Annotated in this window: 23 protein-coding genes; 15 read left to right on the top strand and 8 right to left on the bottom strand. The window is 67.1% G+C overall.

The features are described 5' to 3' along the window. Positions 1–179 precede the first annotated feature (179 nt). The 3 genes from ACJH7A_RS03880 to ACJH7A_RS03890 all read left to right on the top strand — a co-directional run bounded on the left by ACJH7A_RS03880 (position 180) and on the right by ACJH7A_RS03890 (position 3019). Positions 180–668 (top strand): Hsp20/alpha crystallin family protein, encoded by a 489-nt coding sequence (locus ACJH7A_RS03880; RefSeq protein ID WP_234785450.1) that lies wholly within the window; start codon positions 180–182, stop codon positions 666–668. 649 nt (positions 669–1317) lie between these two features. After that, positions 1318–1773 (top strand): DUF1942 domain-containing protein, encoded by a 456-nt coding sequence (locus ACJH7A_RS03885; protein ID WP_061001326.1) that lies wholly within the window; start codon positions 1318–1320, stop codon positions 1771–1773. A 115-nt stretch (positions 1774–1888) separates the two neighbouring features. After that, entirely contained in the window at positions 1889–3019 is a 1131-nt protein-coding gene (locus tag ACJH7A_RS03890) for an MFS transporter (protein ID WP_061001325.1), read from the top strand. Between the two features lie 8 nt (positions 3020–3027). On the opposite strand, the gene ACJH7A_RS03895 is transcribed toward ACJH7A_RS03890, so the two are convergent. Next, positions 3028–4794 (bottom strand): GNAT family N-acetyltransferase, encoded by a 1767-nt coding sequence (locus ACJH7A_RS03895; RefSeq protein ID WP_406801452.1) that lies wholly within the window; start codon positions 4792–4794, stop codon positions 3028–3030. A gap of 89 nt (positions 4795–4883) precedes the next feature. Here ACJH7A_RS03895 and ACJH7A_RS03900 point away from each other — a divergent pair, with 89 nt between their 5' ends. Both ACJH7A_RS03900 and ACJH7A_RS03905 read left to right on the top strand, forming a co-directional pair. Then, positions 4884–5663 (top strand): alpha/beta fold hydrolase, encoded by a 780-nt coding sequence (locus tag ACJH7A_RS03900; RefSeq protein ID WP_406801453.1) that lies wholly within the window; start codon positions 4884–4886, stop codon positions 5661–5663. A gap of 95 nt (positions 5664–5758) precedes the next feature. Beyond that, complete coding sequence (locus ACJH7A_RS03905) at positions 5759–7936, top strand: glutamine synthetase III (protein WP_318985024.1); 2178 nt, start codon at positions 5759–5761, stop codon at positions 7934–7936. Between the two features lie 9 nt (positions 7937–7945). Here the strand turns inward: ACJH7A_RS03905 and ACJH7A_RS03910 are convergent, their stop codons facing one another. Continuing rightward, positions 7946–8428 carry a DinB family protein gene (locus tag ACJH7A_RS03910; protein WP_318985116.1) on the bottom strand — a complete coding sequence of 161 codons (483 nt, stop codon included), beginning with the start codon at positions 8426–8428 and terminating at the stop codon, positions 7946–7948. Between the two features lie 168 nt (positions 8429–8596). On the opposite strand from ACJH7A_RS03910, the gene ACJH7A_RS03915 reads away from it, so the two are divergent. Together ACJH7A_RS03915 and ACJH7A_RS03920 are read left to right on the top strand one after the other, a co-directional pair. Further along, on the top strand, positions 8597–8950 hold the full coding sequence (locus ACJH7A_RS03915) for a YciI family protein (RefSeq protein WP_318985023.1): 354 nt from the start codon (positions 8597–8599) through the stop codon (positions 8948–8950). A gap of 8 nt (positions 8951–8958) precedes the next feature. Then, the gene (locus ACJH7A_RS03920; protein ID WP_406801454.1) at positions 8959–10227 is read left to right on the top strand and encodes an RNA polymerase sigma factor; all 1269 of its coding nucleotides are present in this window, start codon (positions 8959–8961) and stop codon (positions 10225–10227) included. Here the strand turns inward: ACJH7A_RS03920 and ACJH7A_RS03925 are convergent. The 6 genes from ACJH7A_RS03925 to ACJH7A_RS03950 form a co-directional block, all read right to left on the bottom strand. Continuing rightward, positions 10154–10750: an alpha/beta hydrolase gene (locus tag ACJH7A_RS03925; RefSeq protein ID WP_346415792.1), complete on the bottom strand. Its 597-nt coding sequence runs from the start codon at positions 10748–10750 to the stop codon at positions 10154–10156. The genes ACJH7A_RS03920 and ACJH7A_RS03925 overlap by 74 nt on opposite strands. Before the next feature lie 65 nt (positions 10751–10815). Continuing rightward, positions 10816–11550 carry a cutinase family protein gene (locus ACJH7A_RS03930; RefSeq protein ID WP_244872537.1) on the bottom strand — a complete coding sequence of 245 codons (735 nt, stop codon included), beginning with the start codon at positions 11548–11550 and terminating at the stop codon, positions 10816–10818. A 166-nt stretch (positions 11551–11716) separates the two neighbouring features. After that, complete coding sequence (locus tag ACJH7A_RS03935) at positions 11717–12145, bottom strand: Rieske (2Fe-2S) protein (protein WP_318985019.1); 429 nt, start codon at positions 12143–12145, stop codon at positions 11717–11719. A 7-nt stretch (positions 12146–12152) separates the two neighbouring features. After that, on the bottom strand, positions 12153–12377 hold the full coding sequence (locus ACJH7A_RS03940; protein WP_212811393.1) for a hypothetical protein: 225 nt from the start codon (positions 12375–12377) through the stop codon (positions 12153–12155). 193 nt (positions 12378–12570) lie between these two features. Continuing rightward, the gene (locus ACJH7A_RS03945; protein ID WP_406801455.1) at positions 12571–13992 is read right to left on the bottom strand and encodes a WS/DGAT/MGAT family O-acyltransferase; all 1422 of its coding nucleotides are present in this window, start codon (positions 13990–13992) and stop codon (positions 12571–12573) included. Positions 13993–13999: 7 nt separating this feature from the next. Then, a complete protein-coding gene (locus ACJH7A_RS03950; RefSeq protein ID WP_406801456.1) occupies positions 14000–14605 on the bottom strand; it encodes a cadmium resistance transporter in 606 nt (201 codons plus the stop codon). A gap of 91 nt (positions 14606–14696) precedes the next feature. On the opposite strand from ACJH7A_RS03950, the gene ACJH7A_RS03955 reads away from it, so the two are divergent. From ACJH7A_RS03955 to ACJH7A_RS03990, 8 genes are all read left to right on the top strand, one after another. After that, positions 14697–15170 (top strand): GtrA family protein, encoded by a 474-nt coding sequence (locus ACJH7A_RS03955; RefSeq protein ID WP_406801457.1) that lies wholly within the window; start codon positions 14697–14699, stop codon positions 15168–15170. Positions 15171–15497: 327 nt separating this feature from the next. Then, the gene (locus tag ACJH7A_RS03960) at positions 15498–16472 is read left to right on the top strand and encodes a PE-PPE domain-containing protein (protein WP_406801458.1); all 975 of its coding nucleotides are present in this window, start codon (positions 15498–15500) and stop codon (positions 16470–16472) included. 5 nt (positions 16473–16477) lie between these two features. Next, positions 16478–17518, top strand: a complete 1041-nt coding sequence (locus tag ACJH7A_RS03965) for a hypothetical protein (RefSeq protein ID WP_406801459.1) — start codon at positions 16478–16480, stop codon at positions 17516–17518. Positions 17519–17580: 62 nt separating this feature from the next. Continuing rightward, on the top strand, positions 17581–18060 hold the full coding sequence (locus ACJH7A_RS03970; RefSeq protein ID WP_212811387.1) for an OsmC family protein: 480 nt from the start codon (positions 17581–17583) through the stop codon (positions 18058–18060). A gap of 29 nt (positions 18061–18089) precedes the next feature. Further along, on the top strand, positions 18090–18572 hold the full coding sequence (locus ACJH7A_RS03975) for an Lrp/AsnC family transcriptional regulator (protein WP_061001308.1): 483 nt from the start codon (positions 18090–18092) through the stop codon (positions 18570–18572). A 162-nt stretch (positions 18573–18734) separates the two neighbouring features. Further along, positions 18735–22214, top strand: coding sequence for an indolepyruvate ferredoxin oxidoreductase family protein (locus ACJH7A_RS03980; RefSeq protein ID WP_406801460.1), 3480 nt, complete (start codon positions 18735–18737; stop codon positions 22212–22214). Positions 22215–22308: 94 nt separating this feature from the next. Then, positions 22309–23400 (top strand): Glu/Leu/Phe/Val dehydrogenase dimerization domain-containing protein, encoded by a 1092-nt coding sequence (locus ACJH7A_RS03985; protein ID WP_406801490.1) that lies wholly within the window; start codon positions 22309–22311, stop codon positions 23398–23400. Beyond that, complete coding sequence (locus ACJH7A_RS03990; RefSeq protein ID WP_212811385.1) at positions 23400–24902, top strand: amino acid permease; 1503 nt, start codon at positions 23400–23402, stop codon at positions 24900–24902. The genes ACJH7A_RS03985 and ACJH7A_RS03990 overlap by 1 nt, the downstream gene beginning before the upstream one ends. Position 24903 lies beyond the last annotated feature (1 nt).

Raw genomic sequence — 24903 nt, forward strand, 5'->3', positions numbered from 1 at the left:
GCGATTGCAACCATCGCGAGACCGTCTCCCGGTCCCGCTTGGCGCTCCAAAAATTCTGCCTCCACTTGCTTGCACTCACCGGCGTCGAGTGCTAAAACAAATCTATGCCAGCCGATACAGATAATCGAGCTGGAAGCGCATAGATGGCATAAGAGAAAGGACAGATGGAGGTGGCCACGATGCTGCTGCGTACTGACCCGTTCCGACAGCTGGATCGCTTCACCCAAGAGGTTCTCGGCACCGCAGCCCGGCCGGCCGCGATGCCCATGGACGCCTGGCGCGACGGTGATGAGTTCCACGTCGAGTTCGACCTGCCCGGCATCAACACCGACTCGCTCGATCTCGACATCGAGAACAATGTGGTGACTGTGCGCGCCGAACGGGCGCCTGTGGATTCGTCACGCGAAATGCTGGCCGCCGAACGGCCGCGCGGCGTCTTCTCTCGACAACTGGTGCTGGGCAACAACCTTGACACCGGCAGGATCACCGCGGAATACCGCGACGGCGTCCTTCAGCTCGTGATCCCGGTGGCCGAGAAGGCCAAGCCCCGCAAGATCACCGTGAGCAGAGGCGGCAACGCCAAGGCGATCGATGAGAATCGAGTGATCACCGAAGACGGCAGCCCTGTCACCGACACCTCGAACAAGAAGGAGCCGGTGCACGCCTGACCGAGTCGAAGTGCCGGTGCCGGGCCGGGACGCTGTCCCGCTCGGCACCGGCACCCGGCAACCGAATTCGTCGCGACACATTCTTGAATGGTCGGTGCCATGCCGACGGTGCGAGGAGGTGAAAAGTGATGCAGTACAGCATGATTGCGGCGCCGGCGGCGCCTGACACCAGCGCGCCAGAAGAGCTGGCCCAGTCTCTGGGTGTGGACGACCCCACGATGGTGATAGCGCTGATCGCCGAAGTCGACGCCATCTTCTGCGCCGCCGAAGCTCCTTGCCGTCAGCAACCGACGCCACCGGCGATCGGGTGTGCCCTACACGAGCCCCGGTGCGCTGGTCGGTCTTTGGAATACACATCTCGGCGACCACGGCGCGGGCCGGTGCGCTGCATGACGCCGGTACAGCGCAGTCCTCCGGAAGCCGCAGCCGCTTGGTACCTCCGCCACCAAGGCTGGGCCGTACGCCGCCGGGGCCACACCGTGGGCGCCCTTCAGGCAGAGGCGCCGATGCCCAATCTAGGCAACGCCCCCCGGCGGCAGGCCCGGTCTTCACGCCCCTCCGTTTCGTCGTGGGCACCTCTGGATACCCCTTCAGAAGGACCAATGACAGCTGACTCCTGAAAACAGGAGCATCACGGAAGGAGCTTCACGTGGCGTTCTCGCAGATCGCATCGAAAACGATGACAGCCGCTGTCGGTATCGCGGCAGCCGGAATCCTGACGGCGACCCCGGCCATCGCCGACCCGACGGCGGTGATGTTCGGCCAGCGCGCGGAGATTCCCAGCCCCGGTGGGGCGATCGAGTACACCGTCATCAACCTGCAGCCCAGTGGCCACAACGACGGCATCTGGTACTCGGACGTGACAGCACGCGCCGTGAGCGGCGCTCCGACGCCGAACATCTCCGATTTCAACGCGCGCGCTGTCAACAGCTCGACATATGCGGACATGAAGGGCAACGAGGCCGGCGGCCTGCCCAACCAGCCGATCGCTCCGGGCAGCTACACGACGGGTCGAATCTACTTCGACGTCCGTAACGGAACCGCGCCCGACAGCGTCGTGTACCGCGATGCCGGCGGCACCGACAAGGTGGTCTGGAAGAGCTGAGCCGACTGCGATGGCGGATTTCCGCCAGCGCTGCACGCGACGCCGCCAATAACGTCGACGCGTGACCACAACCGCACATAGAGACCCGGTAATAACCGGCACCACAGTCCTTTTCATGTCGCTGGCCGCCGCCTTGGGGACCGCGACCATCTACCCGCTGCAGCCGGCCATCGCTGACATCGCGCGGTCGCTCGATTCCGGTCCGGCGGCCGTGGGGGCTGCGCTGGCCTGCGGGCCGGTCGGCTATCTGCTGGGACTCGCCCTGCTGGTCCCGCTGGTGGACAGGTTCTCGCCCCGCTGGGTGGTCGCACTGCAATTCCTGGCGCTCGGCGGCGCGCTGGCGTTGACCACCGTCGCTGACACCGTGTGGCTGCTCGGTGTGGGACTGCTGGTGACCGGTGCCTGTTCCTCTGTGGGTGCGGGTCTGAGTTCCGTTGTCGGACGGTTCGCGCCCGAGCGTCGGCGCGCGACCATTCTGGGGATCGTCACCGCCGGCATCTCGGCGGGAATCCTGGCCGGCCGGATTGCCGGCGGTTGGCTGACCGACGTGATCGGCTGGCACGCAATGCTTCTCACTGTCGCCGCGGTCACCATAGGCGTCGCCGGTGCCTGCTTGTTGTTCCTGCCGACAGCGGTCGGCACACTCGAGCGGAACTACCTCACCGAACTGGCGTCGGTGCCCGGGCTCTTCCTGCGCTGCCGGGTGCTGCGCCGTGGCGCCCTGCGCGGGTCCCTGTGGTTCTTCGCGTTCTGTGCGGTCTGGTCGGGAATCGCCGTCGCGTTGTCGCAAGAGCCGTACTTGTTGTCTGCCAAGCAGATCGGCCTCTACGCCCTGGCCGGGATTGCCGGGATCTTCGCGACGCGCGTTGCCGGCGTGTACACGGACCGATTGGGTTTCCGGCCGGTGATCCTGGTGGGCCTCGCGGTCGCGGCCGCCGCCTGTCCGGTGCTTGCCGTCGGTTTGAGCAGTCCCTGGGCGACCATGGCCGCTCTCGCCGTGTTCGATGCCGGTCTGTTCGCGGCGCAGGTAGCGAATCAGGCCACCATCTTGGCGATCGATCCGTCCGCGCCTGCCCGCTTCAACAGCGCGTACATGCTCGTCTACTTCGTAGGTGGCAGCCTCGGGACGGCGTTCGGCGCGGCAGCGGTGATCTCATTCGGTTGGCCGGCGACGGTCAGTGCCTGTGGCGCAGCGCTTCTCGTCGCTGGACTGCTCACTGTGGCCCGTGCTTCCCGCGGGTCGTGAGCGCCGACTCAGATGGTGCGTTTGAGGCCGACGTGCGCGGCGTGGTACCCGAGTCGGTCATAGAACGCCCGGGCCTGTTCGCGCGCTTCGTCGGTGGCCACCTGCGCCAGCCGTGCACCGTGCGCCCGGCCGTACTCGTGCGACCACTGCACCAGGGCTGTACCCAGACCCTTTCGGCGCTCGGCAGCGGTGACCCGCAGTCCTTCTATCTGCAGCCGGGTCGAGCCACCGCGGGAGAGACCCGGAATCACGGTCAACTGGACGGTGGCGACGATCACGTCGGAACAGTTGCGAACCACCCCGAGGTAGTTGGCATGGTCACGAACGAGGACGTCATAGGCCGCCTCGTAGTCTTCGAGGTCGGCGGTTTCCCGATCCGGACCGAATTCGTCGTCGGACAGCAGCGCGACGATCGACGCGACGTCGTCACGGGCCGCCCGTTCCACCCGGAAACTGCGGTCCCCCACTTGCAGCAGTCCCCGAACCGACGTCCGCGCCTGCGCCTGCAGGCGCGTCACCAAGAGGTCCAGCCATGCCCCGACATTCGTGCGCGCCTCATGGGTGTCGGGATAGCGACACCGCAGATGCAAACCCGACTCGTCCAGGATGAACCACAGCATGACCCCGTCGGTCTGGATGGCGGCGCTCACGTACTGGGCGTCCAGGCCGACGTCATCGATGCGGACCGGAAGGCGCCGCAGGTCCAGCCACGAGATCGCGAACATGCCCGGGGACATCGGCATGCCGCCCCATGGGGACAGCACGTCCGCCAGCGGCCAGGAACCGAGTTGCACTGCCTCCTTGACGGCGTTGGCCGCGGCACGTGGCTCGGCGACCGTCGACTCCAGTACCGAATTGGTGATGAACCAACCCACCGAGTCGTGCCAGGTGGTGTCGAAGCGACTGTGCACCGGGAAAACGGCGCGAAGCGGCGCGTCCGCCAGCTCCCGGGTCACGGCCGTCATCGCGGCCACCGCCAGCGCCAGCGTCGACACCCCGTCGTTGCGGGCCTGCACGGCGAACGCCGCACCGGCGTCGACGTCGAACACGTCCCGGACCTCGACGCGTTCCGGCCCCAACTCAGGTTCGCCCAGCGGCAGCGGGAATCGCGGCATCACCCCGCCGCTGTCGGCGATGATGCGCGCCCACGTCTCCCGGACATGGTCCGGCGCCGCGGGACGATCGAGCAGAGCCTGGGTGTGTTCGACGAAAGCGGGCGCCGGTGGCAGCGAAACCACGCGCCCGGTGCGCGCGGCCGCGAGCAACGCCAGCAGATCCCGGGCGATCACCAGCATCGACCACATGTCGACGTGGCTGTGGTCCGCCGCTATCACCACCGTCAGTCCGGCGGCGGTTTCCAGCAGGCACAACCGGTGTGAGGGCTGCTGATACGGCGAGCAGGCCGCATCCAGGACACCGCGCAGCGCGTCGTTCACCGCCTGGCCGGCAGCTATCTCGTGCTCGACCCAACCGCCCGGACGCACTTCGATCTCGTGCAGTTGCGGATCGCCGTCCGGTCCTGCCGAAAATGCGGTCCGCAACGTGCCGTGGCGGGCCACCACCGCCAGCCACGCATCGGCCAGCGATTCCCGGCTCACGCGCTCCGGCAAGCGAATGGACAACGCCATCCACGAACCTGGCCGGGCCCCTGCACCGACATGAATCCGCTGGTCAAAGGACACCGGAAGCCGCCGACCCGGCGCCGACACCGCGACGTCGTAGCCCCAGAGCCGTCCGAACGGCAGTCGCAGGTGCGAGACGTTCGTGAGCCGCATGGCGGTACCCTAGCGCCCCGGTTAGCCTGAATGCTCGGTCAGCAGGTCGACTCCACGACGAGGCGATCGGTTACGGAAAGAGTTGCCTGATGCCTACTTTCGCAGTTCCCGGAGCCGAGCTTGCGGTTGAACTGAGCGACGAAGGTGGCCACCCCGTTGTCCAACTCCACGGACTCACCTCCAGCCGCGCGCGCGATCGGGTGCTCAATCTCGACCTCGGCCGGGGGCTCAGCGGGACGCGGCTGCTGCGCTACGACGCGCGTGGCCACGGCAAGTCGACGGGCCGGAAAGTCCCCGCGGACTACCGGTGGGAACAGCTCGCGCAAGACCTGCTGAATCTGCTCGACCGGTGGTTTCCCGGCGAACCGGTGCACGGGGTCGGGCCGTCGATGGGTACCGGGACGCTGTTGCATGCGGCGTGCCGCGAACCAGAACGATTCACGGGATTGACCTTGATGGTGCCGGCCACCGCGTGGGAGACCCGGCGCGCGCAGGCCGCGCACTACGAGGCCGCGGCCACGCTCATCGAGACCGAGGGCGTCGGCGCGTTCATTGCGGCCTCTCGTGGCGCGCCCCGGCCGCCGGCGACCGTGGGTGCACCCGAGACCGTTCCCGACGTCGCCGACGCCCTACTGCCGTCACTGTTTCGCGGCGCCGCGCTCAGCGACCTGCCGTCGCCCGAAGCCATCGCGCGGATCGACGTGCCGACAACGATCCTGGCCTGGATCGACGACCCGGCCCATCCGCTCTCGACCGCCGAAGCCCTTGCCGCGCTGATGCCGCGGTCCACCTTGACGCTCGCTCACACACCCGAGGATGTCGAGACGTGGCCCAAGATTCTGAGCCAGGATGTCGGCCGCCGCGGCTGACCGGTACTTGACGCCGCCCTTGACATCGACGTAACACTGCTGCCATGAGGCGTCCCTAGTGTGAAGCGGTCATTCACGTAGGGATAGGAACTGCATTGAGCGGAAATACCACCCGCTTGCGAGCGATCGCCGGCGTCCAGGCCTATACGCCCCCGGCGTACACCTTCGACCCGGCCGAAGCGCCCGGCGAGATCTTCGGCACCAACGTATTCACCAAGGCCGAGATGCAGGCGCGCCTGCCCAAGGCGATCTACAAATCGGTGGTCGCCACCATCGAGAAGGGCGCCAAGCTGGACCCGACGGTCGCCGATGCCGTCGCCGCCGCGATGAAGGACTGGGCGCTGGAGAAGGGCGCGACGCACTACGCGCACGTCTTCTATCCGATGACCGGCCTGACTGCCGAAAAGCACGACAGCTTCCTCGAGCCGGTCTCTGACGGGCAGGCCCTGGCCGAGTTCGCCGGCAAGACGCTGGTGCAGGGCGAGCCCGACGCGTCGAGCTTTCCGTCCGGCGGCCTGCGGTCGACGTTCGAGGCCCGCGGGTACACCGGTTGGGACGTCACCAGCCCGGCGTACATCCTCGAGAACCCGAACGGCAACACACTCTGTATCCCAACGGTTTTCGTGTCGATGACCGGCGAGGCGCTGGACTACAAGACGCCGCTGCTGCGCAGCCAGCAGGCCATGGGCATCCACGCGGAACGCATCTTGACGCTGTTCGGCCACAAGGATCTCGAGAAGGTCGTCTCGTTCTGCGGTCCCGAGCAGGAGTACTTCCTGGTCGACCGGCACTTCTTCCTCGCCCGGCCCGACCTGATCAATTCCGGCCGTACGCTTTTCGGCGCCAAACCGCCCAAGGGCCAGGAATTCGACGACCACTATTTCGGTGCTGTCCCCGACCGGGTGCTGGGGTTCATGATGGACACCGAGCGGGAGCTGTTCAAGCTCGGCATCCCCGCCAAGACGCGCCACAATGAGGTCGCCCCCGGGCAGTTCGAGGTGGCCCCGATGTTCGAGCGCGCCAACATCGCTTCCGACCACCAGCAGTTGCTGATGACCGTGTTCAAGACCATCGCCAAGAAGCACGGCATGGAATGCCTGTTCCACGAGAAGCCGTTCGCCGGCGTGAACGGCTCGGGCAAGCACGTCAACTTCTCGGTCGGCAACGCCGAGCTGGGATCGCTGCTGGTGCCCGGCGACACGCCTCACGAGAACGCCCAGTTCCTGGTGTTCTGCGCCGCCGTCATCCGCGCCGTGCACAAATTCGCTGGGCTGCTGCGGGTTTCGGTCGCATCGGCGACCAACGATCACCGCTTGGGTGCCAATGAGGCACCGCCCGCGATCATCTCGATCTTCCTGGGCGATCAGCTTGCCGACGTCTTCGAGCAGATCGCCAAGGGCGCTGCGACGTCGTCGAAAGGCAAGGGCAGCATGATCATCGGTGTCGACACCCTGCCGGTGCTGCCGACCGACCCCGGTGACCGCAACCGCACCAGCCCGTTCGCGTTCACCGGCAACAGGTTTGAGTTCCGGGCACCGGGCTCGGGCCAGACGGTGGCAGTCCCGATGATCGTCCTCAACACCATCATGGCCGACTCGTTCGACTACATCGCCACCAATCTGGAGCAAGCTGTGGCCGACGGCGAAGACTTCGACACGGCGGTGCAGAAGCTGCTCACCGAGGTGATCACCGAACACGGTGCGGTGGTCTTCAACGGTGACGGCTACTCGGAGAACTGGCAGGCCGAGGCGGCGTCCCGCGGGCTGCCGAACCTGAAGACCACGCTGGATGCCATCCCGGAACTGATCAAGCCCGAGGCGGTGGCGGTTTTCGAGAAGTACGGCGTCTTCAACGAGCGGGAGTTGCACAGCCGCTATGAGGTACGCCTGGAGCAGTACGCGCTGACGATCGGCGTCGAGGCCAAGCTGGCGCTCGAGATCGGTTCCACCATCGTGCTGCCGGCCGCGCTGCGCTACCAGACCGAGCTCGCACAGAACGTCGCCGCATTGACGGCGGCTGGTATGACGCCGAGTTTGACGCTGCTGCAATCGGTCTCGGAGCCGATCAGTGCGCTCAGTGACGCGTTGGCCACGCTGAAGGCGGCGCTGTCAGATCATTCGGCCGCGTCGGCCTATGACGAGGCCAAGCACGCTCAAGTTGCGTTGCTGCCCGCCATGGAGGCAGTCCGTGCCGCGGCCGACACGCTGGAGACGGTGGTGGCCGACGACCTGTGGCCGTTGCCGACGTATCAGGAGATGCTCTACGTCCTCTGACCGTCCACGTCACACGCCGGTGGCACCATCGATCCGTTCGCGGATGACGTCGGCGTGCCCGCAGTGGCGGGCGTACTCGGCGATCATGTGCGTGTAGATCCAGCGCAGATTCACCTCGCCACCCATGAACGGGCTGGTGTCGTCGAGCCGGCGCGCAGCGCAGTTGGCGCGCGCATGGGCAATCTCGTCCTGCCAGATCCGGAACGCGAGCGGGTACGACGACTCCGGTGACAGCTCGAATCCGCCGTCGTGGCCCTCGGGATGATCCGCGGGCCCGAAGATCGGTGGTGCCTGCTCACCGGCGAGCACCCGGCGAAACCAGTTGCGCTCCACCTCCGCGGCGTGCCGCAGCAACCCGAGCAGCGTCAGCTCCGACGGCGGCGCGGACGCGGTGCGCAACTGCTCGTCGTCGAGACCCTCGCATTTGGCCGCCAACGTTGCGCGGTAGAAGTCCAGCCAACCCTCGAGTGTGGCGCGCTCGTCGGCATTCATGGGCGGCACCGGCCGCTGCACGGAAGTCACGCTTCCCGATGGTGCCAGGCCATCCCGACATTCTGCCGATCGCCCAGGAAAATCCGATGTCTGTCGAAACCCGGGGTAGCCGTTCGTGTAGAAGGTGAAGGGTGGCAACCGGCCGCCCCGAATCGAGGAGTGACGGTCATGCACTACCTACTCGCCATGCATCAGCCGGTCGGCGATCCGCCGCCGCCGGAGGTGCTGGGGCCGATCATGGATGCCCTGGACGCGGTCGAGCACGACATGAAGGCAGCGGGCGTGTGGGTGTTCTCCGGTGGCTTGCACGGTCCTGACGCGTCGACCGTGGTCCGGGTCCACGACGGCGCGGTCCTGACGACGGACGGACCGTACGCCGAGGGCAAGGAACACCTGGGCGGCTTCACCATCATCGACGTGCCCGATCTGGATTCCGCGCTCGGCTGGGCCCGCAGGCAGGCGGAAGCCGTGCGGCTCCTGCCCATCGAGGTGCGCCCGTTCCGGGGCGATCTGAGGGGCTGAACGCGGCCGTGCCAGAGCTGCCGCCCGCAGAGATCGCCGGCGTGTTCCGGCGGGAGTACGGGCGCGCGGTGGCTGTCCTGGTCCGTCGATTCGGCGACATCGACCTCGCCGAGGAGGCGGTCCAGGACGCCTTCACCAAAGCAGTGGACCGCTGGCCGCAGACCGGCGCGCCGCCGAGCCCCGCGGGCTGGATCATCACCACCGCCGCGCACACGCTCATCGACCGGTTCCGCCGGGAACCCGTCCGCGATGAACGGCACGCGCAGGCGGCACTGCTCTATCCGGCGGCCGATGACGACAATCTCGAAGAAGGCCCCGTGCACGACGACCGGTTACGCCTGATCTTCACCTGCTGTCACCCGGCGCTCGCCCTCGACGCACGCGTCGCACTCACGCTGCGATTGCTCGGCGGCCTGTCCACCAAGGAGATCGCCCGTGCCTTCTTGATCTCGGAAAGCACTGTCGCGCAACGGCTGGTCCGCGCCAAGCGCAAGATCCGCGACGCCCGCATCCCCTACCGGGTGCCGCACGACAGTGACCTACCCGAGCGTGTGCACGGCGTCCTCGCGGTGGTGTACCTCATCTTCAACGAGGGACACACTGCAAGCTCAGGCGACGATCTCGTACGGGCCGAACTCACCGCCGAAGCGATTCGGCTCGGCCGGCTGCTGGCCGAGCTGATGCCGGACGAGCCCGAGGTCTGGGGACTGCTCGCGCTGATGCTGCTGACCGATGCACGACGCGCGGCGCGAACAGATGCGGACGGCAAGCTTGTTCTGCTGGCGGACCAGGACCGCGGTCGGTGGGACCGCGGCCTCATTGCCGAAGGGCAGGCGCTGGTCCGCAGATGCCTGCGCAGGAACCAGCCCGGGCCCTACCAGATCCAGGCCGCCATCAACGCCGTGCACAGTGACGCGCCGACCGCCGCCGCCACCGACTGGCACCAGATTCTCGCCCTGTACGACCAGCTGATGGCGATTGCCCCGACACCCGTTGTCGCCCTCAATCGCGCCGTGGCGGTTGCCGAGGTCCATGACCCGCAGACGGCGCTGGATCTGGTGGAAGCGCTCGACCTGGCCGGCTACCACGTCTATCACGTGGTCCGCGCCGCACTGCTGTCTCGTCTCGGCCGGACAAGCGAGGCGGCCGACGCCTACAGCCGCGCTGCCGACCTGACCGCGAACCCCGTCGAACAGGCATACCTCACCGGCCGAGCGTCAGGAGATCGACGAGTTCGGCCGGATGCGACAGCATCGCCATGTGACCGCCGGGCATGACCTCGGGTTCGATGCCGAGACGGTCCGCGACCACGCGCCGCATGAATCGCTCAGGGAAGAACCGGTCGTCGCGGAACAGGATGAACCGCGTCGGAACCTGCGGAAGCGCTTCGGCCGGCCACGGTTTCAGCGACGGGGTCTCCGATTGCGCGCGTTCGACCTCCTCCGCGACCACGGCGGGGTCGACACCGTTGTAGTACAGCGCGACGGCGTCATCGACTTCGTACCCACCCGCGGCGGCCGCTTCCCGTTGCGCGGCAACACATCCGGTGGCGCTCCACCAATCACCGGGGCGTTCGCCCGGCCGGGGAACCATCGCCGAGACGTAGATCAACTCCGCAGCACCGGCCCGCGGGCAGGCCAGCGCTCCGGTGAACCCGCCGAACGAATGCGCCACGACCACAGGCGGTTCGCCGTCATCGAATGGTTGTGCCGCGACCACGTCGGCGTACGTGTTGAGGTCGGCCGCATCATCGGCGCATGGTAGGTCCACCGCGATGCCGCGGTGCCCGCGAACAGCCAACTCGCGCACCACAAATCGCCAGTATGACGGATCGCATCCGCCACCCGGAACGAGCAGGAACGTCGTCACAGCCTGCCGACGACGAAAGTCGCGGCCTGGTCGGCCATGCCATTCGAGCCGTAGGTGATGTGCGCGAACGACGGCCCACCCGCGGGGGCCCCGTTGCAGATGGTGTCGTCGGGTACGCACAACTCGATGGTCTTGGCCACGTACGCGGGCCCGATGGCTATCGGCGGCGCGCCGATGTCCGCCATGAACTGCGACGAGGGCTTTCCGAACAGTACAAGCGCCGCAACGTGATTCGCGATCGTCGGCGGCATCGGCTTGGGCGCGTACCAGGTGTACTCCGCCAAGTCCGCCGGGATCTCCTTCGGCAGCGCGTTCGCGGTCGTGAACCCGGAAACCACTGCGCCCTGCGAGTATCCGCCGAGGACGATCCTGGTCTGTGGGCAGGCCGCGGCCGACGCTTCGACGTGTGTGGCGGCGTCCTTGACCCCGTCGACAACGCTCTGTACGAAATCCAGCCGGTTCCCGAAATCGCTGCTGGCGGCATAGTTCACCGGATATACCGCCACCGACTTGTTGCCTGCCTGGGCCTGCAGGGCATCGACGAAGGCCCGGCCGGCCATCCCGATACCCGGGGGTTCGCTGGTGCCGCGGGCGAACACCACCTCGACATCGGGGCACGGGTCGGCGGACGCCGGTGGTGCCGGAGCGCCCACAAACGCGGAAGCGACGACCGTGGCGACCCCGACGACATGGGCTAACCGCCTGGCTCGGAACAGCTTGATGATGTCCATACCAGCTTCACCGCCTTGCACCAGCTAACTGCGACCGGTTTTTCCATGCTGACACACAGCAGATGGCGAGCGATACCCGCGAGCCACAGGAATCTGCCAAGAATCCGCCAAGGGCGCCGCCCCAGCATTGACCCATGACGGCTCGGTGTAGTCGTCGGGCGTGAGGTCAGGCGACGGTCACGGTGTCCCCGACGACCGACACCGCCTTCGGCGCCAGCGGCTCCTCTGCCGGACCGGTGACGACGGAGCCGTCGACCGCACTGAATTTGCTTCCGTGGCAAGGGCAGTCGATGGTGCCGTCGGAAACCTTCGACACCGTGCACTGTTTGTGGGTGCACACCGCGGTGAACGCCTTGAACTCACCGGCCTTCGGCTGAGTGACGACGACCTTCGCCGCGGCGAGGACCACTCCCCCGCCCACCGGCACATCGGCAGTCTTCACCGAGGGTGCTGCGGCCTTGGTCTCACTGCTGGTGGACGTGCCGGCCGGCGACGCAGACTCTTTCCCGCCACAGGCAGCGAGCACCACCCCGGCACCGACGGCACCCGCGCCGAGGAGTACCCCACGGCGGCTCGGGTGTCCGGCGTCGGCCATGACCGGCTTACCGCCGACCACCGCCGTTGTATCCGGGCGAGGCCACCTCGTCTTCGGTCAATTGGTAGGGGGGCGTGAACAAGCTGGGGTCATCGAGCGAGGATTCCGGCGCATTGAACGGACCTTGAGCCGCTTCCGGGGCCGCGGGCGCATCCACCGGCGGCACGCAGGTGCCCTCGGAGGCGACCAAGCCATCCGAGCACTGCAGTTCGTCGGCGTGCGCGATCGGCATGCTGATCAATGCAGCCACCGCAGATGCAACGCCGAACGTTGCTGCCCCCATTGACATGCGAGCGAATCGCGTGGTCGTTGCACTCATTTCATACCTACTCTCCGGCGCTATCTGGTTCGGTGAAGGTAGCACCATTGAGACCGCTGTGACTGTTCGTTTCGCCACTTGAGTCAATTGCGTTTACACACAATTTTCACAGCAGACCGTAGGCCTGCTCGAGCGCCAGCAACGCCTCGCCGGTCTCGATGGCCAGCTTCTGCATGTGCGGCATCGAGTCGCGGCACCCGGTGAAACCGAAATTCAAAGTGCCCGAGTAGCTTTGACATGTGATGTTCAGGCCGACACCGTGGACGGGAATCGACACCGGATAGGTGGACACCAGCTCGTTGCCCCGGAAGTACAGCGGATAGTCAGGTCCGGGGACATTCGACAAGATGACGTTGTAGGACGCCGGTGCCACCTTGGGGGCACCCACCGTCGCCGCCCCGGTCTGCACGAGGAACGGCGCCATCAGTGCCGCGGTGTAGGCCAGGATCGCCGTGCTGGTCATGCCCGACAACTGATCTTTGGCCGCCTTCGTCGAGGCGCTGATGGTCTCGATCCGCTCGCGGGCGTCGGCGAGGTCGGTACCCAGTGTCGCGAGAATGGCGCCCACGGCGTTGCCGCCGCCGGGATCGTCTTTCGGGCGAATGTTGACCGGCAGCATGGCGATCAGCGACTTTTCGGGCAGCGCGTCGAGTCCGAGGAGATAGTCACGCAGGCCACCGCCACAGATCGCGAGCGCGACGTCATTGAGAGTCGCGCCGGCCGCATCCGCAACGGCCCGCAGCCGCGCGATGTCGTACTGCTGCGTGGCGAACCGCCGGCTCCGGCCGATGCGACCGTTGAAGATGGTGTGCGGCGCCTGGCCCGGCCCGACGAGCGGATTGCTCCTGCTGACCGCCGTTACGGCCAGCTTGGCGAAGGCGGCAGGCAGATCGATGACGGTCGACAACTCCGAGGTGATGGACCGCAGCAACCCGCCGATGTCGGGGATGAGGCTGCTGTCCTTCTCGTCCTTCTTGCGCTCCCGCTTCGGCACCGGGTTCCGGAAGAACAGCGGGGTGTCGGTGTCGGACGGGTCGGTCGACATCGACCGGATGAGCGTCTTCATCGCCGTGTAGCCGTCGACGAGGGAATGGTGCATCTTGACGTACAGCGCGACGTTTCCGTCGTCGAGGCCCTCGATGATGTGCAGTTCCCAGGGCGGTCGTGTTAGGTCCAGTTGGCGAGCATGCAACCGGGAGATCAGGATTCCCAACTCACGCTGGTCACCGGGACGGGGCAATGCGGACCGCCGGACGTGATACATGACGTCGAACTTCGGGTCCTCGACCCACCGCTGCAGTGGATTCAGCAGGAACCACGGCGTCTGCAGCTTCATGTTCCACGGCGGCTCGATTTCGTTCGACCCGTAGATCTCGTCGCGCAGCTGATCCAGGATGTCCCCGGCGTCGCCCGATGTCGGGCGGAACTGCATGAGTCCCGCCACATGCATCATCGTCTCGGGAGATTCGGCCGCCAGGAACATCGAATCGAGCGGCGACAGTCGTTTGCTGGTCACCCGGGTGAACATACTGCGGTCACCGCGCGAAGACGGCGCCTTCGATGAGGATCGTGGTCCCGACCGCAATCAGGACCACGGGCAGGATGAGGTGTCCCCACCGCGTGAACGTGCCGGCGACGACCGGGTGCGAGGCGAAATACCGGCCGGCGATACACCACACCCCGACCCCGAGGAGAAACACCGTCACGTACCAGGCGACGGTGCCGGCAGTGGCGACCGCGAACATCGGCACGTAGACGCCCACGTTGTCGCCGCCGTTCGCGAAGGTCACGGCGGCGACCTGCCAGACACCCGGCGCGAACGACGCCGGCCCGCCGTCGGCTTCCGACGTTTCGGCGCCACGACCCCGCCAGGCCGCCCAAGCTGCCCTGAGCCCCAACGCGATTGGCAACAATCCGAGGTACGGCAGGACGGTGACCGGTAGCAGTGCCGCGCCGACAAGCGCGGCACATATCGACACCACCAAGATGGCGGCGAAACCCAGGTACTGCCCGGCGGCCACCCGCGCGGCCGCGCCGCGGTGGCCCCGGGCCTGGCCGAAGAACACCGCGAGCACCACGAGATCGTCGATGTTGGTGACGGCGAAGGTCGCGACCGCCGACGTGATGGTGGTGGCGCTCATCGCCGTGGACATTACGGGACGCTGCCGAGCCGAAGCGCAGTGTTCGTCTCGCCGCTACCTCGTCGACGCCGGCCCATGACACAGTGCCCGCGTGACCGTCGACTCGGCGAGTGGCCTGCAGCGCGCCGTCGACCGATTTCACCGGGGCTGTGAGCTGGCCGTCGGCCGGCTGCCCTTCGGCCTCAAATCGATTGTCGCTCCGACGTTCCTGGGTTTCGCACTGATCAACGGCTGCACGTTCGCGATCGACCTGTTGTTGCTCACCGGATTGCGCGACGGGTTGGGATTGCCACTGGCAGCGGCAGTCACGGCGGCCTATGCGAGCGCGTTCGGGCTCAGTTATGTGCTGAATCGAATCTTCAACTTCAGCTCGCACAGTGCGGTGGGTCCGCAGCTCGCCGTCTACGTCGTCGTGGTCGCCGTCAACTACCTGGCGTTCATCCTCGGTGTGTCGACCGGGTTGTCGGCCCTGGGCGTCGAGTACCACGTCGCCCGGATGGCCGCGGGCGTTTGCGAGGCGGTCTACATGTACGCCGCGATGCGCTGGGTGGTGTTCCGGCGCTGAGCTCGCGGTGACGTGCGTCTCATGACGAGCAAGAATGCTGCGACGGTGTTAATTTCGCCTGGTCAAGTTGTACTGAGGTACCAAACGGGGGTAGTCGGGGACGGCAGGGCACATCAGACGCGCCGGCGAGAATCATTCGCTCCACGCCGCCATCACCGCCGCTGACTCATCAGCGAGATTCCACGTACGTCACCACGGGCGACATCGTCGCCCGATTCGTGGCGCGCTGCGTATCAACCGTAATTCCGTCCTCGTGCACAGATAGGAAACTGCCCAGTGGCCCGCCTGAACCGCTGCAGTGCAATAGGTTTCGTTGTCGCACTCTGCGTGGCGATCGGCGCGGAGCCGTCGGCGGCGGCATCGGACGAAAGCCCCGACGTCACCTTCTATCTGCAGGGCACCTGCTTGTGCGCTGTGTCGCCGACCGCCCGCGAGGCCCTGGGACTGGCCGACGGGTACCTGGATTCCAGCGGCACCATCCATGGCATCGGGTATCCCGCAGGCCTGTTGTTCGGCGCGGACGCAGTCATCGGGAGCACCAAGGTGAACGCGACCCTCGCCACCGTTCCGGACGGCGCCGCCGTCACCCTCGCCGGCCTGAGCCAGGGCGCCATCGTCCTGAACTACGTGAAACTCTTGCGGTCGCTGCAGGATTCGTTCACTCGTCACCGTGCGGACAATCTGCAATTCGTGACCTTCGGTGACCCGCAGAACACCACCGGCGGCATCACGACCAAGAATCCGGCACTGCAACTGTTCGCGCCGAACGTGCCAAGGGCGAGCGCATACCCCATCACCGAGATCGTTCGCGAGTACGACGGTTTCTCGGACTGGCCGGACAAGCCAACGCGTTTGGCCGTCCTCAACGCCGTCATGGGAATCGGATTCGTGCACACCGACTACGGGTCGGCCGCCAACCCGGCGACACCGGGAACGCTCAAGACCGTCCGCACCAACGCCGCCGGCGGCACCACCACGCATTACGTGGTGCCCACCAGGCGATTGCCACTCACTCAACCGTTGCGCGATGCCGGACTGAACACGTCTCTCATCGACGCTCTGCTCCGGCCGCAGATCGACCGCGCCTACGTCCACCGGCCGCAGGTTGCACCTGGAGATCCGGCTCCCCGGCCGTCGATCGCCGCCCTGGCGGCAAGGGCCCTGAATCCGGCGGCCGCCAAACCGGCTGCTGCCAGCGCCAAGGAGTCTGGCGGCGCACAGGAAGACAAAGAGAAGGCACCGAAGCCCAAGCGGGGGTTCGGTTTTCGGAAATCTCGCCGTGGCGGGGAATCGAGGAGGTAGTTCGCATGTGGGTCAAGACGCAGGCCGTGACCGTGTCGGTGGTGTGCTCGGCAGCCGTCGTGGTCACCAGCGCCGCACCGGTTCTCCCGGCCGCGCACCCGACGACGGTGCACAGCTCCGAATACCGGTACGCGCTCACGGCGGCAGCCATCGACACCGCCTTCAATCCGATTCGGTACGTCGGCAACGTCGGAGGTGCGGCCCAGGCCGTCGCCACCGACGTGATCTACTGGCAGACACCGGACTTCCCGCTGCTGGTGCTGAGCGCACAGGTTGACTCCAGCACCGGTGAGTACGAGGCCGTGGAGAAGGTGACGTCGACGGCGGGGCACCTGCAGAGTCTGGTCAGCGCGGTCACCGCGTTTCCCGGCGCATCATCCTCGCCACAGGTGAAGCAACTGGTCAGCGGAATCGGATCGGCCGGCGCCGCCGCGGCCGGCACCACGCGTACCGTGACAGCCACTCTGGCGCCCCACCTCGCGCCGCTGACGCCGGTGATCTACGTCGTCAGGGTGCTGCGGGCCGCGGTCGGCGTCTATTACGCCGTGGCCACGCTCTCGACCACGGGAGTCGGCACGGTGCTGAGCGGGCACAACCCGTTGACGGCAGTCGCCAATGTCGTGTCCTCGGTCCAGAGCCTGGCCAACGTCCTCACCCACGCGCCGCGACCGGCCGCGTCGGTCTCTACCGGCACGACCGGTACGACCGCCGGGGCGACCGCGACCGCGGCGCAAACGGTCGCGCAGCCGACCGCCGGTGTCGCCCGGACCCTCGCGAAGGGCACCAAATCCAAAGCGAAGCAGGGGGAATCGGCAGCCAAGAAGCCCGGTGACCACGCCACCGCACCCAAATCGGCTGCCGCACCGGCCACGTCGACGGCTGCCGCCGAGCAGCAGGATGCCAAGCCGGCGACACCCACCAAGAAGTCCAAGCGCGCGGCGAAGGGTGACGACTCGTCGGCCAAGGCGGACGCCGCCAAAGCCGCCTCGTCCAAGGAGTCCAAAGAGTCCAAAGAGAAGGGCGACCACGGCCGGCGTAAACACTGAGCGGCGGTGCGCGTGCGCTAGAACAGAAGTACGCGCCAGCACCGACGAAGGGGACGCCCGCCATGGCGAAGACGCACCACTACGAGCTCGACGTGACATGGACCGGCAATACCGGCACCGGAACCTCGGGCTACCGCGAGTACGACCGCGCGCACGACGTCAGCGCCGACGGCAAGCCCACGATCGCCGGCTCCGCTGACCCTGCTTTCCGCGGCGACCCGCAGCGCTGGAACCCCGAGGAGCTCCTGGTGGCGTCCCTGTCGCAGTGCCACATGCTGTGGGTCCTGGCGCTGTGTTCCCAGGAGGGCATCGTCGTCACCGGATACGCCGACCATCCGTCGGGCACCATGGCGCAGACCCCTGACGGTGGTGGATATTTCACCGAGGTGGTGTTGCGTCCGGTCGTGGAGATCGTCGACGACCGGCACCGCGAGGCGCTCACGAGCGTCCACGAGCGTGCCCACCACCTGTGTTTCATCGCCAATTCCGTCAACTTCGACGTGCGGTGCGAACCGCAGGTGAGCGTCGCCGAATCGGCGTGACCCGCGGTGCCGCCGTGGGAAAATGGCGCATGACCATCAAGCTCGACGCACTCGATTCCGCGCTGCTGTCGGAGCTGGCCGCCGACCCGCGGACGCCGATCCTCGAGCTGGCGTCGCGGCTGAAGGTCGCTCGAAATACCGTGCAGGCGCGCATGAAGCGGCTCGAAGAATCCGGCCTGGTGCGTGGCTACCCGCCCAACATCAACCTGTCGCAGCTCGGGTTCGCGGTGCATGCGCTGGTCTTCATCGAGACCGACCAGACCAAGATGAACGCCATCATCGAAGCTCTGCAGGACGTCCCGCATGTACTGGAGGTCCATGCCACGACGGGACGGGCGGATCTGCTCGCCCGTATCGCGGCGCAGACGCAGGAAGAACTGCTCAGCGTGATCCAGCGCGTGCACCGCATCGACGGCGTCAAACACTCCGAAACCATGCTCGCGATGGCGACTCCGGTCGAATACCGATCGCTTCCTCTCGTGCAGCACGTGACGCAACGTCGAACAAAATGATGCGTGCGTCACAGTGTGCCACGTCACAATTGAGCAGTCTGCTCAACATTTTGACCGACTGTTGACGTAGATCACCCACAGGGGCAGATTTCGCTGCACTGATTGCTAATAGTTCGCACCTAGGACTGGCGATCTGAGTGGCGGAAAGTGTGGAGGTTCTCGATGACCAGTGTCCTGTCCCGATCCGAACTCGCAGCGGCCGAACCCGCCGCGCCCTACGACCTCGACGACCGGTACCGCGCCGGCGCCGGCCCCGTCCTGCTGACCGGCGTCCAGGCCATCGCGCGCATGATGGTCGAGCAGCATGTCCGTGACCTCCGCGCCGGCCGCCGTGTCGCGACCTTCGTCTCCGGTTACCAGGGCAGCCCGCTCGGCGGCGTCGACAAGATGCTGCTGGGCATGCCGAACGTGCTGACCGAGCACGACGTCGTCTTCACGCCCGGCTTCAACGAGGAGCTCGCCGCCACCTCGGTCTGGGGCAGCCAGACCGACCTTCCCGCCGGGAAAGCCACCCACGACGGGGTCATCGGCGTCTGGTACGGAAAGGGACCCGGCGTCGACCGCGCGACGGACGCGCTGCGCCACGCCAACATGTACGGCGTCAATCCCCGCGGCGGCGTGCTGCTGCTGGTCGGCGACGACCCGGCATCGAAATCGTCGACCGTGCCCGCCGTGAGCGAACGGTCGCTCGCGGCCCTCGGCATCCCGGTCCTGTTCCCGCGCAACGCCGAAGAGATCATCACCATGGGCATGCAGGGCGTCGCGCTGTCGCGCGCATCGGGCTGCGTCGTGGCGATGAAGATCGTCGCCGACGTGGCCGACGGCGCCTGGACGGTCGACGCCGATGTCGCCGACATCACCATCACCGCACCTGAAATCCTCTGGGACGGAAAGCCGTTCACCTACGTCCAGCGACCGATGGCCGCACCGGCCGACAGCCTCATCGCCGAGGCCGACCTCTACGGTCCGCGCTGGGCGACCGTCCGCGCGTTCGGGGACATCAACCAGCTCGACGTCCTCGAGGTGGATCCGGTGCGTGCAAAGGTCGGCATCGCCGCCACCGGTACCACCTTCGACGCCGTCCGGCAGGCGCTGCTCGACCTCGGCGTCGACGACGCGGCACTGCACCGCGCGGGAATCCGCCTGCTGCGCATCGGGATGCCGTACCCCGTCGGGCAGGAGTCCGTCCGGGCGTTCGCGCGCGGTCTCGAGCAGGTGATCGTCGTCGAGGACAAGACGGCGTTCGTCGAAACCCAGGTCCGTGAAATCCTGTACGGCACCGCCGATGCCCCGCAGATCGTCGGCAAGCACGATGCCGCCGGTATGCCGCTGTTCCCGCTCGGTGGTGAGCTGACCGCCGCCCGCCTGCTCGCGCCGCTGCGCCGGGTGCTGCGCGATCACGTCGAGCTCAAGCGCACCCCTCCCCCGCCACTGTCACTGGAAGTGTTGTCCGCCAAGCGAACCGCCTACTTCTGCAGCGGCTGCCCGCACAACCGTTCCACCGCAATCCCGGAGGGCTCCATCGGCGGCGGTGGCATCGGCTGCCACACCCTGGTCACCATGTCCGGCCGCAGTGACAGCGCCGTGGTGGGTCTGACGCAGATGGGTGGCGAGGGCAGCCAGTGGATCGGGCAGGCACCGTTCACCGACGTGCCGCACCTGTTCCAGAACGTCGGCGACGGCACGTTCTTCCACTCGGGTCAGCTCGCGGTGCAGGCCTGCATCGCCGCCGGGGTCAACATCACCTACAAGCTGCTCTACAACGAAGTGGTCGCCATGACCGGCGCACAGGACGTCGAGGGCGGCCTGGTCGTTGCCGGGCTCACCCACAAGCTGACGGCCGAGGGCGTCAAGCAGATCATCATCTGCGCCGATGAACCCAAGCGGCACAACAAGAAAGCTCTCGCGAAGGGCACCCTGCTGTGGCACCGCGACCGCCTCGATGAGGCGCAGAAGGTGCTGCGAGAGATCCCGGGCGTGACCGTGCTCATCTACGACCAGCACTGCGCTGCCGACGCGCGCCGTCAGCGCAAGCGCGGCACGCTGCCCACCCGCAACACGCGCGTGGTGATCAACGAAGCGGTGTGCGAGGGCTGCGGCGACTGCGGCACCAAGTCGAACTGCCTGTCCGTACAGCCGGTCGACACCGAATTCGGCCGCAAGACCCGCATCGACCAGACGTCGTGCAACACCGACTACACGTGCCTCGACGGCGACTGCCCGTCGTTCGTCACGGTCGAGCTGACCCCGGAGAAGAAGGGCCGCAAGACATCCCGGCGCAAGGCGCCGGAACCGCCGCGGGTCACCGATCCGGAGTTCGGTGTGCCGGCCGGCACGCAGAACGTCCTGCTCGCCGGCATCGGTGGCACCGGCATCGTCACGGTGAACCAGGTGCTGGCGACCGCGGCCCTGCGCGCGGGCTACGAGGTGGAGAGCCTCGACCAGATCGGCCTGAGTCAGAAGGCCGGACCGGTGGTGTCGCACCTGCGGTTCTCGACCGCCGCCCTCGAGCCGTCCAACCGGCTCACCTCGGGCAGTGCCGACTGCATCATCGCCATCGACCTGCTCACCGCGACCGACAACCGGAACCTGGCCTACGGCAGTGCCGAACGAACCATCGCGGTCGCCTCGACGAGCCAGACCCCGACCGGCGACATGGTGTACGACAAGTCCGTCGCCTACCCGGAGACCCAGTCGTTGCTCGACCGGCTGACCGGCGTCACCCGCACGCTGACGCACTTCGACGCGCTGGCAGCGGCACAGGCCCTGTTCGGCAACACCGCAGCGGCCAACTTCCTGGTCGTGGGTGCCGCCTTCCAGAACGGCGGCCTGCGCCTGCCCGCGGCGAGCATCGAAGAGGCCATCGGCATCAACGGTGTCGCGGTCGCTGCCAATGTGGCGGCGTTCCGCTGGGGCCGCGTTGCGGTGGCCGATCCGGCCGCGTTCGCCGCCGCCGTCGAGGCCGCCCGGCCCAAGGCCCGGCCCGCGGTGGCCAGCCCGGAGCTGCTGGCCAGCACCACGTTCGGAGGCGAGGTTCGCCGGCTGGTCGAACTGCGTGCCGGTGAACTGGTCCGCTACCAGAACACGAAGGTCGCGCGGCGGTACGTCGAAACGGTGCAGGCCGTGTGGCAGCTGGAGCGCACCATCACCGACAACACCGCCTTCAGCGAGGCCGTCGCCCGCGGGCTGCACAAGTTCACGGCCTACAAGGACGAATACGAGGTCGCCCGGCTGCTGGTCGACCCGGCGTTCCTGGCCGATGTGCAGGCGCAGGTGCCCGGTGGGGAGAACCTCACCTACAAACTGCACCCGCCCGTCCTGCGCGCCATGGGCCGCACGAAGAAGGTCGGCTTCGGACCGAAATCGCATGTGGCACTGAAGATGCTGGCCAAGGCCAAGGTGCTGCGCGGCACCAAGCTGGACCCGTTCGGCTACGCGCACGTGCGAAAAGTGGAGCGGCAGTTGCTGTCTCACTACACGGCCATGGTGCTGCGCCTCGCCGCCGAACTGACCGTCGACAACTACGCCACGGCCGTCGAGGCCGCCGGACTGCCCGACATCGTCCGCGGTTACGAGGACATCAAACTCGGCAACGTCGAGCTGTACTGGGCACGCCTGCGCGAGCTCGGCATCCCGGCCTGATTGGCCCCACCCAGCTGTCCTGCCGTGACACCCGCGGCAGCGTCAACCATGCCGCCGAACATGCGGCACCAGAAAGGAATCCGTAGTGACCTTCTTGTCCAACGCACCGGTGTCCAACTCGCCGGTATCCACCCCCGCCGGAGTCTTCGGTCGTTCGCACAAGCTGAGCTCCCGTAGCCACGAGCAGGTCGTGTTCTGCGAGGACGCCGAATCCGGTCTCAAGGCCATCATCGCGATCCACTCGACGGCACTGGGCCCGGCCCTCGGCGGCTGCCGCATGTACCCGTACGCCGACGAATTCGAGGCACTCGAGGACGTGCTGCGGCTGTCGTGGGGCATGACGTACAAGGCCGCGGCGGCCGGGGTGAACCTGGGCGGCGGCAAGTCCGTGATCATCGGCGATCCCGCCAGCGACAAGAGCGAAGCGCTGTTCGCGGCGTTCGCGCGCTACGTCAACACCCTGGGCGGACGCTACGTCACCGCCGGTGACGTCGGCACCAACACCGACGATCTCGACATCATGGGCAAGTACACGTCGCACGTCACCGGCCGCAGCGCCGGGGCCGGCGGCTCGGGTGACAGCGCTCGCCTCACCGCACTGGGCGTGTTCAACGCCATGCGCGCCGGCGCCGAATCTGTCTGGGGCGCAGCGACGTTGGCCGGCCGGACCGTCGGCGTCGAGGGCGTCGGCAAGGTCGGCCGGGAACTCATCGCACTGCTGCTCGCGGACGGCGCGGACGTGTACGCCACCGACGTGAACGCCGCTGCTCTGCTGCGCCTGTCGAACGACCACCCGTCGGTGCGCCTTCTCAATTCGGTTGCCGACGCCCCGGTCGATGTCTATGCTCCGTGTGCCCTCGGGTCTACTCTGACGCCTATGAGCGCTGACACCATCGAGGCGAAGCTGATTTGCGGTGCCGCAAACAACCAGCTCGCGACGCCGGACGTCGAGCTGTTGCTCGGCCGCCGCGGGATCACCTGGGTACCTGACTACGTCGCCAACGCCGGCGGCCTCATTCAGGTGGCCGGTGAACTGCACGGCGCGGACCGCACCGCCGTCGAGGCCGACGTGACCCGGATCTACGACCGCTGCCGCGACATCATCGCCACCGCGCGCGAGACGGGCATCAGCATCGGCGCCGCCGCGAACCTGTTCGCCGAACAGCGGCTCGACGGAGCCATCTGATGGGCGCCGGCGGCGGGCTTTTCCGCACCAAGTCGGTCGAGCAGTCGATCCGGGACACCGATGAGCCCGACTCGAAGCTCCGCAAAGATCTGACGGCAAGGGATCTCACTGTTTTCGGCGTGGCCGTCGTCATCGGCGCCGGCATCTTCACCCTTACCGCTCAGACCGCGGGCAACATGGCGGGGCCGGCCGTGTCGGTCGCCTTCGTCATCGCGGCGATCACATGCGGGCTCACCGCGCTGTGCTACGCCGAGTTCGCCTCGACTGTGCCCGTCGCCGGCAGCGCCTACACCTACGCCTACGCCACCTTCGGTGAGCTGGTCGCGTGGATCATCGGCTGGGATCTGATCCTCGAGTTCGCGCTCGCGGTATCCGTTGTCGCCAAAGGCTGGTCGCAGTATCTCGGCCACGTCCTCGGTGGGACGGTGTCACCGGTGGTGCACCTTGGGTCGGTCAAGTTCGACTGGGGTGCGCTGGTGATCATCGCCATCGTCGGTGTGCTGCTGGCGACCGGAACGAAGCTGTCGTCGCGGGTTTCGGCCGTCGCCGTGGCGATCAAACTCTCCGTGATCGTGCTGATCCTCGTTGTCGGCGCCACCTACTTCAAGGCCTCGAACCTCACCCCCTTCATCCCGGCGGCGCAGCCCTCGGCGAAGGCGGATGGCGTACACCAGTCCATGCTGGCCTGGCTCACCGGAACCGGCGGCACGAGCTTCGGGTGGCTGGGTCTGCTGACCGCGGCCAGCATCGCGTTCTTCGCGTTCATCGGCTTCGACGTGGTCGCCACCGCGGCGGAAGAGACCCGCAACCCGCAGCGCGACGTCCCGCGCGGCATCTTCGGCGCGCTGGCCATCGTCACCGTCTGCTACGTCGCGGTGTCGTTCGTGCTCACCGGCATGGTGCCGTACACCGAACTGCAGGGAGAAAATGCCACCCTCGCAACGGCATTCGCCCTCCACGGTGACACCTGGGCCAAGAACATCATCTCCATCGGCGCATTGGCGGGCCTGTCGACCGTCGTCATGGTGATGTTCCTCGGCCAGACCCGCGTCCTGTTCGCCATGTCCCGCGACGGCCTGCTCCCCAAGCGGCTTTCGCACACCGGCAAGCACGGCACCCCGGTACGATTGACCGTCATCGTGGGCGTGGTGTGCGCGGTTCTGGCGGCATTCGTGGACTTCGGCACCCTCGCGGGCATGGTCAACATCGGCACGCTCGTCGCCTTCATCCTCGTGGCGATCGGAGTGCCGATCCTGCGCCGCACACGGCCCGATCTCAAACGCGGCTTCCGGGTGCCTCTCGTGCCACTCGTCCCGATCCTGGCTGCGCTGTCGTGCCTCTGGCTGATGATCAACCTCGAGGTCGAGACCTGGCTTCGGTTCGTCGTGTGGATGGCCGTCGGCGTCGCGCTGTACTTCGTCTACGGCAGGTCACACTCGAAGCTCGCGCAGCGGAAGGCCGAGGCGCACAAGCACCTCAACGTCACTCAGATCGCGGCGTGAG

The organism is Mycobacterium sp. SMC-17 (assembly GCF_045310915.1).
Classification (GTDB): domain Bacteria; phylum Actinomycetota; class Actinomycetes; order Mycobacteriales; family Mycobacteriaceae; genus Mycobacterium.

Excerpts from the sequence above, each read along its gene's own strand:
- ACJH7A_RS03880 (WP_234785450.1), top strand. The coding sequence starts at position 180 with ATGCTGCTGCGTACTGACCCGTTCCGACAGCTGGATCGCTTCACCCAA.
- ACJH7A_RS03890 (WP_061001325.1), top strand. The coding sequence starts at position 1,889 with ATGTCGCTGGCCGCCGCCTTGGGGACCGCGACCATCTACCCGCTGCAG.
- ACJH7A_RS03895 (WP_406801452.1), bottom strand. The coding sequence starts at position 4,794 with ATGCGGCTCACGAACGTCTCGCACCTGCGACTGCCGTTCGGACGGCTC.
- ACJH7A_RS03900 (WP_406801453.1), top strand. The coding sequence starts at position 4,884 with ATGCCTACTTTCGCAGTTCCCGGAGCCGAGCTTGCGGTTGAACTGAGC.
- ACJH7A_RS03910 (WP_318985116.1), bottom strand. The coding sequence starts at position 8,428 with ATGAATGCCGACGAGCGCGCCACACTCGAGGGTTGGCTGGACTTCTAC.
- ACJH7A_RS03915 (WP_318985023.1), top strand. The coding sequence starts at position 8,597 with ATGCACTACCTACTCGCCATGCATCAGCCGGTCGGCGATCCGCCGCCG.
- ACJH7A_RS03930 (WP_244872537.1), bottom strand. The coding sequence starts at position 11,550 with ATGGACATCATCAAGCTGTTCCGAGCCAGGCGGTTAGCCCATGTCGTC.
- ACJH7A_RS03935 (WP_318985019.1), bottom strand. The coding sequence starts at position 12,145 with ATGGCCGACGCCGGACACCCGAGCCGCCGTGGGGTACTCCTCGGCGCG.
- ACJH7A_RS03940 (WP_212811393.1), bottom strand. The coding sequence starts at position 12,377 with ATGCCGATCGCGCACGCCGACGAACTGCAGTGCTCGGATGGCTTGGTC.
- ACJH7A_RS03945 (WP_406801455.1), bottom strand. The coding sequence starts at position 13,992 with ATGTTCACCCGGGTGACCAGCAAACGACTGTCGCCGCTCGATTCGATG.
- ACJH7A_RS03950 (WP_406801456.1), bottom strand. The coding sequence starts at position 14,605 with ATGAGCGCCACCACCATCACGTCGGCGGTCGCGACCTTCGCCGTCACC.
- ACJH7A_RS03965 (WP_406801459.1), top strand. The coding sequence starts at position 16,478 with ATGTGGGTCAAGACGCAGGCCGTGACCGTGTCGGTGGTGTGCTCGGCA.
- ACJH7A_RS03970 (WP_212811387.1), top strand. The coding sequence starts at position 17,581 with ATGGCGAAGACGCACCACTACGAGCTCGACGTGACATGGACCGGCAAT.
- ACJH7A_RS03975 (WP_061001308.1), top strand. The coding sequence starts at position 18,090 with ATGACCATCAAGCTCGACGCACTCGATTCCGCGCTGCTGTCGGAGCTG.
- ACJH7A_RS03980 (WP_406801460.1), top strand. The coding sequence starts at position 18,735 with ATGACCAGTGTCCTGTCCCGATCCGAACTCGCAGCGGCCGAACCCGCC.
- ACJH7A_RS03990 (WP_212811385.1), top strand. The coding sequence starts at position 23,400 with ATGGGCGCCGGCGGCGGGCTTTTCCGCACCAAGTCGGTCGAGCAGTCG.